Annotated in this window: 16 protein-coding genes; 5 read left to right on the top strand and 11 right to left on the bottom strand. The window is 44.7% G+C overall.

Translation table 11 applies throughout. The features are described 5' to 3' along the window. Positions 1-162 precede the first annotated feature (162 nt). From INP83_RS12760 to INP83_RS12775, 4 genes are all read right to left on the bottom strand, one after another. Complete coding sequence (locus tag INP83_RS12760) at positions 163-1,071, bottom strand: AraC family transcriptional regulator (RefSeq protein WP_219124489.1); 909 nt, start codon at positions 1,069-1,071, stop codon at positions 163-165. Then, a complete protein-coding gene (locus INP83_RS12765) occupies positions 1,068-1,460 on the bottom strand; it encodes a luciferase family protein (protein ID WP_219124490.1) in 393 nt (130 codons plus the stop codon). The genes INP83_RS12760 and INP83_RS12765 overlap by 4 nt, the downstream gene beginning before the upstream one ends. Before the next feature lie 33 nt (positions 1,461-1,493). Then, positions 1,494-2,138 (bottom strand): SDR family NAD(P)-dependent oxidoreductase, encoded by a 645-nt coding sequence (locus INP83_RS12770; protein WP_219124491.1) that lies wholly within the window; start codon positions 2,136-2,138, stop codon positions 1,494-1,496. A gap of 218 nt (positions 2,139-2,356) precedes the next feature. Beyond that, positions 2,357-2,818, bottom strand: a complete 462-nt coding sequence (locus INP83_RS12775) for a hypothetical protein (RefSeq protein WP_219124492.1) — start codon at positions 2,816-2,818, stop codon at positions 2,357-2,359. A 374-nt stretch (positions 2,819-3,192) separates the two neighbouring features. On the opposite strand from INP83_RS12775, the gene INP83_RS12780 reads away from it, so the two are divergent. From INP83_RS12780 to INP83_RS12790, 3 genes are all read left to right on the top strand, one after another. Further along, the gene (locus tag INP83_RS12780) at positions 3,193-3,777 is read left to right on the top strand and encodes a Crp/Fnr family transcriptional regulator (RefSeq protein WP_219124493.1); all 585 of its coding nucleotides are present in this window, start codon (positions 3,193-3,195) and stop codon (positions 3,775-3,777) included. Positions 3,778-3,846: 69 nt separating this feature from the next. Next, on the top strand, positions 3,847-4,818 hold the full coding sequence (locus INP83_RS12785) for a zinc-binding alcohol dehydrogenase family protein (protein WP_219124494.1): 972 nt from the start codon (positions 3,847-3,849) through the stop codon (positions 4,816-4,818). A 10-nt stretch (positions 4,819-4,828) separates the two neighbouring features. Further along, positions 4,829-5,200 (top strand): DoxX family protein, encoded by a 372-nt coding sequence (locus INP83_RS12790; protein WP_255563145.1) that lies wholly within the window; start codon positions 4,829-4,831, stop codon positions 5,198-5,200. A 226-nt stretch (positions 5,201-5,426) separates the two neighbouring features. Here INP83_RS12790 and INP83_RS12795 read toward each other — a convergent pair whose 3' ends face one another. Then, the gene (locus INP83_RS12795; protein WP_219124495.1) at positions 5,427-7,862 is read right to left on the bottom strand and encodes an outer membrane beta-barrel protein; all 2,436 of its coding nucleotides are present in this window, start codon (positions 7,860-7,862) and stop codon (positions 5,427-5,429) included. 24 nt (positions 7,863-7,886) lie between these two features. After that, positions 7,887-8,276 (bottom strand): hypothetical protein, encoded by a 390-nt coding sequence (locus INP83_RS12800; RefSeq protein ID WP_219124497.1) that lies wholly within the window; start codon positions 8,274-8,276, stop codon positions 7,887-7,889. A 131-nt stretch (positions 8,277-8,407) separates the two neighbouring features. On the opposite strand from INP83_RS12800, the gene INP83_RS12805 reads away from it, so the two are divergent. Together INP83_RS12805 and INP83_RS12810 are read left to right on the top strand one after the other, a co-directional pair. Then, positions 8,408-9,790, top strand: coding sequence for a sensor histidine kinase KdpD (locus INP83_RS12805; RefSeq protein ID WP_219124499.1), 1,383 nt, complete (start codon positions 8,408-8,410; stop codon positions 9,788-9,790). Continuing rightward, positions 9,787-10,473, top strand: a complete 687-nt coding sequence (locus tag INP83_RS12810; RefSeq protein ID WP_219124501.1) for a response regulator transcription factor — start codon at positions 9,787-9,789, stop codon at positions 10,471-10,473. The genes INP83_RS12805 and INP83_RS12810 overlap by 4 nt, the downstream gene beginning before the upstream one ends. Before the next feature lie 13 nt (positions 10,474-10,486). Here INP83_RS12810 and INP83_RS12815 read toward each other — a convergent pair whose 3' ends face one another. From INP83_RS12815 to INP83_RS12835, 5 genes are all read right to left on the bottom strand, one after another. After that, a complete protein-coding gene (locus INP83_RS12815) occupies positions 10,487-11,341 on the bottom strand; it encodes an HD domain-containing protein (protein WP_219124503.1) in 855 nt (284 codons plus the stop codon). A gap of 7 nt (positions 11,342-11,348) precedes the next feature. Continuing rightward, positions 11,349-11,987 (bottom strand): alpha-ketoglutarate-dependent dioxygenase AlkB, encoded by a 639-nt coding sequence (locus tag INP83_RS12820; RefSeq protein WP_255563146.1) that lies wholly within the window; start codon positions 11,985-11,987, stop codon positions 11,349-11,351. Continuing rightward, complete coding sequence (locus tag INP83_RS12825) at positions 11,941-12,435, bottom strand: helix-hairpin-helix domain-containing protein (RefSeq protein ID WP_219124505.1); 495 nt, start codon at positions 12,433-12,435, stop codon at positions 11,941-11,943. Before INP83_RS12825 ends, INP83_RS12820 begins: the two co-directional genes overlap by 47 nt. Next, complete coding sequence (locus INP83_RS12830; protein WP_219124507.1) at positions 12,425-12,694, bottom strand: hypothetical protein; 270 nt, start codon at positions 12,692-12,694, stop codon at positions 12,425-12,427. The genes INP83_RS12825 and INP83_RS12830 overlap by 11 nt, the downstream gene beginning before the upstream one ends. Positions 12,695-13,070: 376 nt before the next feature. After that, the gene (locus INP83_RS12835; protein WP_219124509.1) at positions 13,071-13,979 is read right to left on the bottom strand and encodes an AraC family transcriptional regulator; all 909 of its coding nucleotides are present in this window, start codon (positions 13,977-13,979) and stop codon (positions 13,071-13,073) included.

Genomic DNA, 13,979 nt, shown 5'->3' on the forward strand with positions numbered 1-13,979 from the left:
GATGTTCGGTGGCGGTAAAGAGGCTACATCGACCACCCTTTTCTCGACGAAGACCAATAGCATATCTAATGCGTGATATGTTGCTCAGATCGTAGTTTGCAGGGGTGGTGCGGGACAGTGGAAAAAAGGCTATAGGATCACTTGATCTTCAGCGCTAAGCCATCAGTTGAAAGAAGTTCTGAATTCAAGGGGCGTGACGCCGGTCCTTGTCTTGAAAAGTTTGCTGAACGATTGCGAATGCTCGAAACCTAACGCATAAGCGATCTCCCTGATGGAAAGATCGGTTGTAGAAAGTTCTTCCTTGGCTTTGGCGATCAGTTTTTCATGAATGTGTTGCTGTGTATTCTGGCCAGTGAGCGTTCTGAGCAAACTGCCTAAGTAACTTGAGGATAGGTTAAGTTGATCCGCAACATATTGAACGGACGGCAAACCCAACGCGATCAGATCTGCGTTGTTGAAGTAATTCGTGAGTATCTTATCCAACCGCTCCAGGATCTGATGACCGGATCTTTCCCTTGTAATGAACTGCCTGGCATAAAATCGCTCCGCATAATTAAGCAGCGTTTCGATATGGGAGACAATGATCTGTTTACTGAATTTATCGATATTAGCCTGGTACTCTTGTTGAATGTTGTGGATGATGCCGTTGATGATCAATTCCTCTCTTTCCGAAAGGAACAGCGCTTCATTAACATAATAGCTGAAAAGATCTAGTTGCCTGATCTTTTTGCCAAGGGAGGTATTCCATAAAAGATCCGGATGAAATAGCAATAGCCAACCTGATTGAACGGGTGTTTGCGCCTCATCGGCGTACAAACCAAATACCTGGCCGGGGCCCATAAAAAGCATCAAACCGCTATCAAAATCATACTCCTGTTGGCCGTATCGCAGTTTGATGTGGGAGCTTCGCTTGATACAAACGGAATAAAAATCCATAACAGCGCCGGTCACCAAATACTCCACTGAAGCCTGCGCCAGGTCTACCAGGCTTACCAATGGATGCAAAGGGGGCGAAAAATGCCGGAGCCGATGATAATCGCTCAGGGTTTTGATGCGCTGGTTCGGTGTCATGTTCGTTCTAGGTTTATCGACGACAAACTTTCAGGAAGTTTAGCCAATTCAACAGCAAATTCGGTTGGCGGGATGATCGAATGCCTCGCATTGGCAAGATAAGAAAAGCGTAACAAAGAAATGGCGAAAGCAAGCTTTTCATCACTGCTGATCTGATAGGTGACCGCTGCATCCGGAACGTACAGGTGTTTTTGAACCAGACCTGTCTTTAACAAGGCTAAGGTAAGTGACTTTCCGAGCATGATATCCAATGTGCCGTCAGGGTGCAGGTGTCCGAATTCTTTTCCCCGGATCAAAAATGCTCTCGCGCCAAAATCAGCATTCCTGGCACTCGTCCCTGCCCATCGCAAAATTATATTTTCGACCCTGGTCGTGATACTTGGTCCCATATTAAACCTCTCCAATATTCAAATAAATGAAATTTAATAAACTACTTCTGCAGCCGACCTGTTGACATACATTTCCCAGAATTTGCCAGCCAGGATCTGGGGTGAATGGGTTTGGCTGTCCCGCTCTATCGCATTATTAATGGTCAGGGTTCCCACATAGATCAGCTCTTTCTTGAGCAACTCATATAGTTGGATAGCCAGATTCCTCAGTGCCGCTTTGCATATGGACAGCGAGCCGACCTGCACGTTCGGATGGGTCGCGAGACCACCGCCGGTGATCAATACCGTCCCTTTACTTGCTGTGAGTGGGGCCTGTAAAGCCTTAACACAAAGCAGGACGTTGGCAACGGACATACTCAGGTCAGCTACGAGGTCTTCGGGCTTTTCATCGGTGATGGCCCTGAATTTCATTGCGGCAGCGTTATACAGCAGCACATCCACACCACCAAGTTGTTCAGCTAACCGGGTGACCGCGTGTTCCAATTCTGTTGCGTTATACGCATCTGCAACCTGGTAAGATGCCTGAACACCCTTTTGCCGGAATACGGCGACCTGTGCTTTCAGGTATACTTCATTTCTGCTGATCAGTCCGACCGAAAAATCATTTTGGGTAAATTTTTCGGTAACCGCAGCACTCAGATTTGGACCTGCCCCGACAATAATGATGCGCTTACTCATATTTTTTAATAATGATTTGACAACACAAAATTGCTGGAATGATGGTGATCAGTTGTGATCATAATGACTGTTGTTGTAGCCAAAATGAAAGGAGCCTCCTATTTTTTGTTGAAAGGAAAGCCGGGAACATCATACCTGCTGCCAAAATGCGCCCTCCATGACGCGGGGGCTCCATATTTGCGCTCACGCTACGCAATAAACCGCTGATGTTATTCAGATCACAGCTGATGAATGGCTTTTTTATAGGTAAGGTGAAAATCGTGCTCCCAGTTTTTTCCGTCGACGGACTTCTCCCAATTTCCCGAAATGAGGTCTCGGTCTTCGTTGACCTCACCAGTAAAGCGTTGCATAAACTGAGGGCCATTACGCCAAAGCTTCCATATATTGTTGTCAAAACGCATTTCATATACCCGTGAAGATCGTTGATCATCCATGTATAAGACGGTATAGTTCTCCGCATCTTTATCCTGACCGATAAACCATATCGCCCACGGCGTTCCGCTATTTTTTTTACCTTGCCGAAATATCAAGAATTCACCTTCTTCAAACCATTCAAAGGACGCGCTTGCCTTTATAGTTTCCTCGGCATCCGGTAAGAAGGATGCATTTGATATTTCCATTTCCCATGTGCCAATAAATTGCTCGAACTTTAGCAATGTCGGGTTTAGATCGTTTTTCATCTGATAATACATTGATGTATGTATACAAAGAACGGAACTTCTGTAAAGTCCAGTGAGGTGCAAACGCGACTATCTCAGGGCGTATTACGACTTCCGGGAAGCGATCAAAGATCTAATTGTCTTACTTATGCGAACAGGAATAGTGTATTTTGCCGTGACCCGCTCCATTCTAAATTTCATCTTATGTACTGAGCAAAGAAAGTGGTTAACGCGTCCTGCAGTGTGGAAGCGAGATGTAGTGACAGCTATAGGATCAATGAAGAGAATATATTGGTTCGAATAACTTCAACCGCTATCTTGAGTAAATAATTTGTAAAACGAGTCTACTATCAGATCATTATCCAAGAAGAACGAATCATTATTAAGGTTTGCTGATGATATTTCAATTTCAAAAACATTTTCCGCAGTTGAACGCCTATTGGGATCGTTATCTGCCCTTACAAAAGCGTTTGGAAATACCTGCAAGAACTAAGCTGCTTGAGGAAGGAACGGTGTCGAACCAAGCTATTTATGTTGAAAAAGGTAGTCTCCGAACATATTTCAATAATAACGGAACAGAGATCACGGTACAATTCTTTTTCGAAGAGGAAGGATTGAGTTCATTGGATAGTTTTATCAATAACTCACCAACCCCTTATACCATCGAAACGATAGAGCCCTCTGTCGTTTATCTTCTTTCCAGAAAACATGTTTTGCAACTCATGGAAGAACTGACCCATGAAAAAGATTTCCTGACAATGTTCATGAAGATCACCGCACGCAGGCTGACACACTATTCAGGTGAATTCATTTCGTTCATCAGGGATACACCCGAACAACGTTACCAGCGTTTGTTGAATGAACGTCCACATATCATTCAGCGGGTCAGCCAGCACTATATCGCATCTTATCTGGGTGTAAGTACCGTTCATTTAAGCCGCATCAAAAGCAAATTGGCTAAGGGAAATCCGCATTTTTGAACTTGATAACATATGTTATCGTCGTAAACTTTCTAACGCTGCAATTTTGTCCCATTAATAATTAATGACATGAAAGCAGCAGTAATTTATGAAAAGGGAGATCTGCCACAATACGCAGAATTTCCCACCCCGCAACCTCAAAGTGAAAACGAAATATTAGTCAATGTCAAGGCTGTCGCCATTAAGCATTTTGACAAGGGTGTAGCCAGTGGTACGCATTATTCAAGTGTGAAACAGCAAGAAGGCGGCAAAGTAATTGGCGGAGATGGTGTTTGCATGCTGGCAGATGGAACCCGTGTTTATGCCATCGGGGTAAGTGGGATGGCGGCAGAACAAGCTATTATTGAGAAGGGGCGTTATGTAGAAGTGCCCGATGCCGTCGACGATGCCACTGCCGCGGCGTTGCCTAACGCGGTATTCGGTGCAGCGATGGGTTTGAGGTTCAAAGCGAACATAAGCCCGGGAGACGTTGTGCTGATCAACGGCTCGACCGGTTTCACCGGAAGGGTCGCCGTACAGATCGCCAAATACTACGGTGCCGGTAAGATCATCGTTACCGGCCGGGATCAACGGTCGCTAAGTGAGCTCCTTGAATTTGGTGCCGACCAGGCCGTTTCGGTTTTGCTGGATGACGCGCAGTTTAAAAGCGAGATACAAAGCATCCACCAGGAAAGGCCGATCAGTATCGTGATCGACTATCTATGGGGACGAACAGCGGAACTTATCCTGTCCGCACTAAAAGGTGATGGCGGTTTCACATCCCCCACACATTATGTATCTGTTGGTACGATGTCAGGCGATGCTATTAACCTATCAGCGGCAGTTCTACGCAGCACCGACATTCAGTTAACAGGATCCGGGCTTGGCTCCTGGAGCAGGGAACAAGTAAAAGAGTTGTTCTCGTCGATCCTTCCGGAAATATTCTCCCTGGCTGCCGCCGGGAAATTGGTGGTGCAAACGGTGCAGGTTCCGATCACCGAGATCAGCAGTTTATGGGATATAGATATAGCTGGCGGGAAACGGCTGGTCATAACCATATAGTCCGCTGTCCATGAAAAATATCAGGATCCTGTATTGGCTGTCCACGCTGATCTTTAGCTTTTGGATGTTGTTAAATGCGAAAGCTTATCTTACCAATGAGGAGGCAAAAGTGCTTTGCAGGCATTTCGGCTTCCCGGATTACTTCCGTGTTGAACTTGCCCTAGCCAAAGCGCTTGGCGCGATCGTGTTGCTGATCCCATCGATCAAGGGTGCTTTAAAGGAATGGGTATATGCAGGCTTTACGTTCACAGTGATCTCAGGTTCGATTGCACATGTAGCCTCCGGCGACCCGTTGACTTACCTGTTATCCGCATTTATCGCTTTGTTTATTCTATTTATCTCGTACCACAGTTACCATCAATGGGCTGATCAAAATGCTTGATGAAATATCTTAGGCCGATCCTTTAACTTCTCAGCACTTGATCCTGCATTATTCGACCCAAACTTCCTGCCAAGTACAAATATTTACAATTTGATCGTCATAAGCCCAATTGGAGTAACGTCTTGAAGATCAGCAGGCAACAAATGATCGACGGTAGTGTTCCTCAAAGGAACATCATCTATGAAATTCATCACCAATACGGATTCTGAAGGGATCGAAACTACCCCTAATTTTTAACACGATTCTGCTCAGTTTCCGCTCCGTTAGCTTCATGTTTCCGCTCGCCTGAAACAGTTTTACCAAACCGGTAACTCAAAGACAATACGGCCGTGCGTGTATCGCCAATATTCACGTAATTAGCTTTGGTATAAGCAAGATTGTTGATGGTCCCGCTGTTCACATAAGAGCGCAATGCGTCATTGATAACGAACCTGATCCTAGCGCTGGTTGACAACTTTTTTATAACGACTAAGTTCACTCGTTTTTGAACACCTGTAACGAACTGAACATTGGTTACGCGGCTCTGATAATAACCATCGGCCTGGATCGTCCAGTTTTTTCCTGTTTTAAAAACTAAGATCGGCTTCAAATAATAAAAGGTTCCTTTGGTGTCCAATGGGCCGGTGTAAAAATCACTCACCGTATGGATATTGGTCAACTCTCCATACAAATGAATATTTAACCAAGAAAGCGGATCAAGATTCGCATCGACAGATATGGATCTAACGGTAGATCGTCCAACATTTCCAGGACGGCTAAAGTAAGTTCCCTTTAGTATCTCGATAGTTTCGTTGATCTGATCATAAGCACGGCTGTAGGACAATGTCGTCGTTAACCAGCTCTTGTAAGTATGTGACAGTTCCAGTGCATTGGTGAAAGCAGGCCGGAGAAAAGGATTACCGGTATAATAGGTGAATTTGTCAAGCGGTGCTAGAAAAGGATTCAGATCCTGGTAGTAAGGGCGTTCGATCCTTCTCCCATAATCGAGGCTGAGGACATGTATATTTGCCGTGTCTAATTTATACTGGAAGTATATCGTTGGAAACAGGTTGGTATAGGTTCGTTTAAAGGTCGAATCAGCTTTTTGGATATTGCCTAGCTGATGTCCGTTGGAGAAAGTATTCTCCATCCTGAGACCGGCCTGCACGGACAGCCGTCTAAACTCCCTGTTTGCATTCACATACGCTGCATTAATATTTTCGCGATACTGAAAATGGTTGGTCTTGCCATAGTCAGGTGCGCTGACCTGGTTGGACGTGTAAAAATAATCAGCTACATTGTCGGTGTATGTATAACTGCTTTTTAGGCCTGCTGATAATTCCACTCCGTTTTTTAAAGGGTGTACATAATCGGTTTTAGCAGCGTAGATCTTGATGTCGGTGGGTAAATTACCGTCCAGCAAATAAGTGTTGGTCAGTGTACCTGCTGGGTTGTAACTAAAATTATTGAAGGACTGGTTTGTTATACTGTTGTAGTTAATGTAATCGAGATCTGCCGTCCACTGCCTTCCCGTTTCCGTATAAGTGTGCCTGTAATTAAAATTAATGCCTGCGTTCTTGAAAAGTACCTTTTGATGATTATCTGCGAAGACCGTAGAATCCAGTATGTTCTTAGGATCGGTAAATATACTGGTGACGGGTATGGTTTGCCCGGATGGGCTGTATAAACCCGTGATCCCTATACCCAAGGTCGTTTTACCTGATAAGTAATAGTCTGCGGTTATCTTTGCCCCATAACTTTGTCCCGTGCGTCTTGTGTAAGAATTTTGGGAGAAATTAGAAACAGGCGCTCCGCTGGCATCCGAAAAGTACCGGTAAATGTCCAGGTCGTTGTAATTGTTAGTAACAGCATAGGTGGCATTTGCAAACACATTAAGTTTATTGTTCCGGTAAGTAAGGTTCGCGCTATTATTGCTCCTTGCATATCCGCCCTGAACATAACTGAGGTTTGCACCGCCATTTATGCCCTTAACCTTGTTCTTCTTGGTGCGGATATTAATGATGCCGCCATTGCCCTCCGCATCATACCTTGCTGGCGGATTGGTCATTAATTCGATCTGATCTATCGTTGAAGACGGCAGCGACCGGAGGTAGTTCTCCAGTTCTGTACCGGAAAGATAGGTAGGTTTATCATCAATGAAAACAGTAGCACCTTTACCCTTCAGCGTGATCCCACCACTCGGATCTACAATAACTCCCGGCGCCTTTTCTAAAGCTTCCATCACCGTTCCACCTGCGTTGCTGGCCAAGGCATCAACATTGACAATGACACGATCAACCTTTTGTTCTACTAATGGTTTGCGGCCCGATATGATCACCTCTTTTAGCGCTTGTTGATCGCGCTGCAAAATGATAGGCGGGTAATTGGTTGTTTTAAAAACGGGTATCATCACTTGATATATCTTGGAGCCGATCATTGTCGCATGTAACTGATAATTGCCTACAGGGAGATTATCGAACCGGAAATGACCGGACGAATCCGTGATCATCGAGCGTTTGGACGTTAAAGACCCTTGAGGTATCAAATTGATCGTGACGCCTGCAAGGGGCAACTGCTGCTGATCCTGCAATTGCCCGCTAAGAGAAACGGGATTTTGAGCTTTGACAGTAAGTGTAAAGATGACCAGCCACGCTATTGACAGACCGGTAATTTGTAGTTTCATGATGATAAGTGGTTAGCTAGATGATTATTGGTCCATTTCGTCAGCAGGCTGGTCGGTGCGGCTGATCTGCTGCTGTATGTCTTTCCCGAGCTTGACAAAGGATCTGACCAAAGCGCCGGAAGCCTTGTCCTTGTCCAACTCGATCGTAAGCCGTTTTGCGGTTAATGTTATAGTGTATACATCATCAAGCTTCCAGGTACTGTTTGTTTCTGACAACTTGCCAGGAGCGCCCACTAAATTATCGACTAATTTTTTGATCGGACCTTCTTTACTGCTATCAAAGTTTGCATGCATCGAGTAGTCATGATCACTATTGCTGATACTGACCGAAGAGGTTTTAGTGGTGGTTTTACTTTGACTGAAACTGGTGACGGCAGCGCAGATAAATACTGCGATTAAAATGATCTTTTTCATATTCTGATTTTTTTGTTGATACGAAAGTGAGAAAGACCAGACCGAACTACGGTTAACGGAAGGTTAATGAAGCGTTAATGGTGCCTGAAAGAAAGACGGTATCGGAATGGAGACGGTATATTTGAGGAAGGATGAAAAGAAATTATAAAACCGGTATACTGGCAGCAGCCTGCGTCTTAACGATACTTACACTTTGCTTTATCCAGTATCATTTGGTGAGAAACACTTACCGGTTGACGAAAGACCTTTATTATACGGAGGTAAAGCGAAATATGTCCAGTATTATCAACCAGCCTCCCATGCAGAATATTCAGGATTCGCTACAGGAAAAACTTGCAAAGCTATGCGGCCCTTATCTGACCAAGCGGATGAACAAACGCGAATTTTTAAATACGTTCGAAAATAGGACGCGGGAGATCAATAAAGCTGCTTTACTTGATCTTAGCGCTCAATTAAAAAATAAACCTGGATTGGGAAATGTTGGGTATTCATTGCGCTACGATGAGATCATTCTCGAAAACAATGGCAAGATAGATACACTGCTAGCCGCATCCGGTCACCCTTTAACGGTTATAGGGAAAACGATCCCTAGTAACAACGCTATTTTTCTCAACCGCGATATTACTGTTAAACGTACAGATAAAAGATCAACGACCGGTAAAGATGTAACAAATCATCTGAGCTTTAAATTGATCATCAAAGAATCAGCTTATCTCAATATATCAGGTTGGGAAAAGGAGGTTTTCTACCGGATGTCTGGTGTATTCATGATGGCATCCGGCCTGATCATAGCGGTGATCGTTTTGTTTTATATCACGTTTCGCGCCCTGATTCGGCAGAGAAAGATAGCGGAAATAAAAACAGATTTTGCCAATAACATTACCCACGAATTGCAAACGCCGCTGAGCTCAGTGAGTTTAGTATTAAAAAGTATCAAACGGGCAGACGTGCAGTCTAAACCGGCTTTGATGAATGAGCTGATCTGCTCCCTTGACCGGCAATACCAAAAGATCCAGCAATTGGTCGATCACGTGCTTGAAAGCACGATCGTGCAGGAAGGGAAGATCCAAACTGAAGAGGTTGATATTACCCGGTATCTCCAGGAGTATGCGCATGACCTGCAGATCGATCAGCATTTACTGGAGGTTGATATTTCCCCTTCCTCACAATTGATCAAAACGAATAAAACCGTCATTCTTAGTATTCTTAATGTTCTGGTCGACAATGCAGCGAAATATAGCGACGCAGGACGATCAATTTTGCTGAAGACGTTTATGAATAACGGTTATTTCTGTATTCAGGTGGTCGATCATGGTAACGGCATTCAGCCTTTACATCAGGATCAAATTTTTGACAAATTCCACCGGGTCCCCGAAGCTGACAGGTATACCGTCAGGGGATTGGGACTTGGGTTGTATCTGGCCAGGCGATCGGCTGCCAGCATAAGCGGAGAACTATCCTTAGCGCATTCTGATCATACAGGGTCCACATTTGAATTAAAACTACCTTTATGAGCATCAAAGTATTGATCGTAGAAGATGACGTTGATCTGGGTAATCTGTTAAAACAGTACCTAGAACTAAATAATTTTACAGCTTCCAGGGTTTTTAACGGTATAGAAGCCCGGCTGGAGCTTCAAAGATCTTCATATGATATACTGATCGTTGATGTAATGATGCCCAGTGAGGACGGCTTTTCACTTGCAGAAAAATTGACTGCCTTTTATCCGGGTTTGCCGTTCTTGTTCGTTACTGCCCGAAAGGCAAAAGAAGATGTGATGAAAGGTCTGCGTTTAGGTGCAGACGATTACATCGTGAAGCCATTTGACGCTGATGAACTGGTGCAACGTGTGCGCAATATATTAAAGCGTGTTCAAAGCAAAATAGCGGAACCGGAGGAAATGCTCCAGATCGGGATATACACGTTCGACGTTAAAAACTTAACTTTAAAGTCCGCACAAACCCAGCGCATTCTTACTGAGAAGGAGGCAAGTTTACTGCACTATTTGTGTACACATCCCAACCGGCTGATCAAAAGGAACGATATTTTAAATCACCTGTGGCAAAGTTCAGATTTCTTTGTTGGTAGAAGCATGGATGTTTTCATCAGCCGCCTCCGTAAATATCTTTCGAAAGATCCATCTATTGAGATCGAAAGTATAAGAGGTGTTGGATTCTTATTTAAAATATCCGCTTGATGATCAGTAGCAATTATATAAACACTGATGGATAAAGTTCTCTCCGCTTAATGCGTTCTGCGGCACCTCTTACCGAAAAGTTTTCAAATCGTTCCAACTGACCGATCGCTTCCAGTTCCTGACCATACCCACAATAGCGGAGTTTAGCAATTACTGCATGATCGTCAAGTTGAAGATCGTCACGACCAATCAGATCAGCGGCGATCGCTTTCTTCAGGACCTCTGCCATGCGCTGGTTCGCAAATAGGTATTCCGGTTTCTTGAAATATTCCTCGTTCAGCTTTTGATATTGCCTGCTGATCCACCTTGCAGCTGCTTCATTGACCACGGTCAGACGACCGCCTTCCACGACAAGTTGGGACAAAAAGTGGTTGATATCCGGCTGGCTGATCATCCCTGCATGGTACAGGTCCCTCATGGTATAGTCTACGCGGTCAGCGCAGAGATCCGGCAAAGGCTGTTCCAGTAGGGTATACTGGTCAAAGTGCTTCAGCACCTGGTCATAACCATGTTCGGCCAATATCAAAGGGATGGCTGACCTGCTGATCACTTCCCCGAAAATTTGTTCGTGATAATCTTCATCGGCATGACCAAACACCTGATCAGCTACATGGGAAAAGGCCGTGTGAGAGATGTCGTGTAATAAAGCTGCGATCTGTTCTTCTGTGCTGCCACCGAAATGACGGACGAGCCAGCACACCCCTAAAGAGTGTTCATAGCGGGTGTGTTTTTGGGAAGGATCTACCAGGAATATCGCTCCGCCCTGGTGAACACCTTTTAGCCGCTGCATCGGCGCGGACAGGATCAGTGCTTCCAGTACGCCGCTGACTTCCCAATCCCCATATATCATATCTTTCAGTACCAGCATACAAATTTCATTTATTGACCCTGAAGGTCAGGTTAATTCTCGGGCCCATTGGCCTGGTCGATTTAGCGATGCGGTGCTCCCAGTTCTCCTGTAACCCCGCTTTCATTAGTAGGAACGATCCGTGTTCTAACCTGACCGAGTAATGCTCTTTGTGATCGGTTTTATTACGAATATCAAAGCTACGCACTTGACCGAACGAAACGGAGGCAATTATCGGGTTTTTACCCAAGATCTCTTCTTTGTCGCTATGACAGGCTACAGAATCGCTTCCGTCCCGGTAATAATTCAATAATACACTGTTGAACGCTACACCAGCAAGCGGTTCGATCAACTGTTTGATCATCAGCAATTCCGGCGTCCAGGGTAAGGTTCCTGCGATCTTTTCTGTATCGCCGTACCAGCAGGTCAGCCGCGGTGTCAGATACGCCTTATCCCAAAGCTTTTGGGTCGTTTGCTTCCAGGGTACTTCCGCAATGAATTTTTGCAGGAAACGATTTCCTGCTTCGATGCTGAACAAACCCGGGGTGTACTCCAAAAAGTTTGTTGGCAATCCTTTACTTTGTCCTGCCTCAGGAAAAAAACACAACTGCTCCACCTGCTTATCCTTTCCTATGTGCTTTGGCCTTTGGGTATTGATCCGTTTCATACCAGGCGGTCTCCGGACGATCAGCCGGGAAACCGTACGCCGCCCGATAAGCCTTACGATCTTTTGAAAAATCCCACCAGCGCTTGGATCCGTCTTTATGCTCAATGTAATGAACCAGCAACCGGTAGGAATCTTCCACACAGGGGTCCGCCCAGCAACAGCAGTGCTTTTCATAAGCATCAAACAACTCCACAGCTTCTTTCCCACGCAATTGCTCAATTGAAAAGTACCCTTGTAAGATCAGTTCTTTCGCAAAACCAACGCCAAGCGAGGGAATACTTTGAAATTCATGAAGTGCATGTAGCTCTTTGGCGCGCTCCGGGCTGGCCTGTAAGATGGACGCGATCTCATCAATGGCATACCCGCTTAGGATCTTCAGGCTTATTTTCTGTTCCCTTAAATGTTGTTTTTCGGCAACTGTCAGCGCAAGGTCGATGTTATTTTTCATACAGGTCTCTGATCAGTTCATTCATCTCTTTTTGGTTGCCATTGATAAACCCGGCCACTTCTTCCTGCTCCGCTATGGTCAGTACAGTACCGTCATAGATCCAGTTCTCATCCGCATCGAAAAGTATGCGACCCATAGCACGTTCCTGTAAAACATCATATAGCCGGTGGCCTTCACCCGTATCCGGGAAAACGCGAACCCACCTTTCCGTTTCGGTTTTCGCTGTTTTAGGCTTTTGCTCGAACAACTTACTTTTCATTAAAGCAAAAGTGACAAAAAATTTGGAACAAAAAGTCAAATTTTACTAAAAAAATTAGCATTGTTCCTTCTGCAGATCAGTCAGGAAATACACTAGGCATTAATTTCTGGTATCATGATCTATTTCGAGTGGTGCATTTGAACTTCCGCTTATCGTGCACATGCCGTAGGATCTTGAAAGGCAGTTCGCAAAAGTCTCACGGAGATAATCGGCGATCCGCGGTACTATACACGGCATGTGGACACCGCAGACCACGCAAGTTGATCACTGCGGCGGGGCTAAATGAACCAAGATCGATAATCAGATGATCACGATAGGAGTTAGTATCAAAGCTATTGATTAGGCAATAGCAGAAATGGTGGCAGCTTGAATGAATTCAATTAAATGAGGTCCTGAATTCTAGTGGTGATTGACTTGTCTTGGCCTTGAATAATTTGCTGAAAGAGGGTAAATGTTCAAAGCCCAAACCGTAGGCGATCTCGCTAACCGATAATTCTGTGGTCGACAATTTTTCTTTAGCCTTTTCGATCAGCTTTTCGTGAATATGCTGTTGTGTATTTTGTCCGGTAAGCACTTTGAGCAGGCTGCTCAGGTATTTGGATGAAACATTCAGCTCATTTGCCAGATAAGTTACCGTAGGGACTCCTTTTACAAGCAGATCATCGCTGTTGAAGTATTCAGAAAGCAGATCTTCTACCCGCTGTAATATCTGGTGATTCGATCGCTCCCGGGTAATGAACTGCCGGTGGTAGAAGCGATCAGCATAGTTCAGTAGCGCCTCGATATGGGAAATAATAATGCTTTTGCTGAATCGGTCTATATTAGCCCGGTACTCTTCAAAGATGCTTTGAATAATGCTGTTGATCGTAGCTTCTTCCTTTTCTGAAAGGAATAAAGACTCATTTAAGGAGTAGTCCCAAAAGTCATATTGACGAATGGTTTTGGCTAACCCCGAATTCCATAAAAGATCAGGATGGATGTAGATCACCCATCCTGATCTTTCTGTCTTTTTACTTTTATCGTTCACATCTATGTTTAATACCTGTTTAGGGGACATGAAAGACATAATGCCTTCGTTAAGATCAAAGGGACGCTGCCCATATTGCATTTTAAAATTGATCATTCGTTTTACGGCAATAGCATAAAAATCCATCACCATATTCGTCGGCTCCAGTACCTCCCGGTGCGGAACGGTCGCCACATCCACGACACTGATGAGCGGATGCAGCGGCGCTGCTATGCCTATGAAATGATGGAACTCTGTTATCGTTTTAAAACGCTTCAT

Origin of the sequence: Mucilaginibacter sp. 21P (assembly GCF_019331605.1) — a bacterium.
Taxonomy (GTDB): Bacteria; Bacteroidota; Bacteroidia; order Sphingobacteriales; family Sphingobacteriaceae; genus Mucilaginibacter; species Mucilaginibacter achroorhodeus.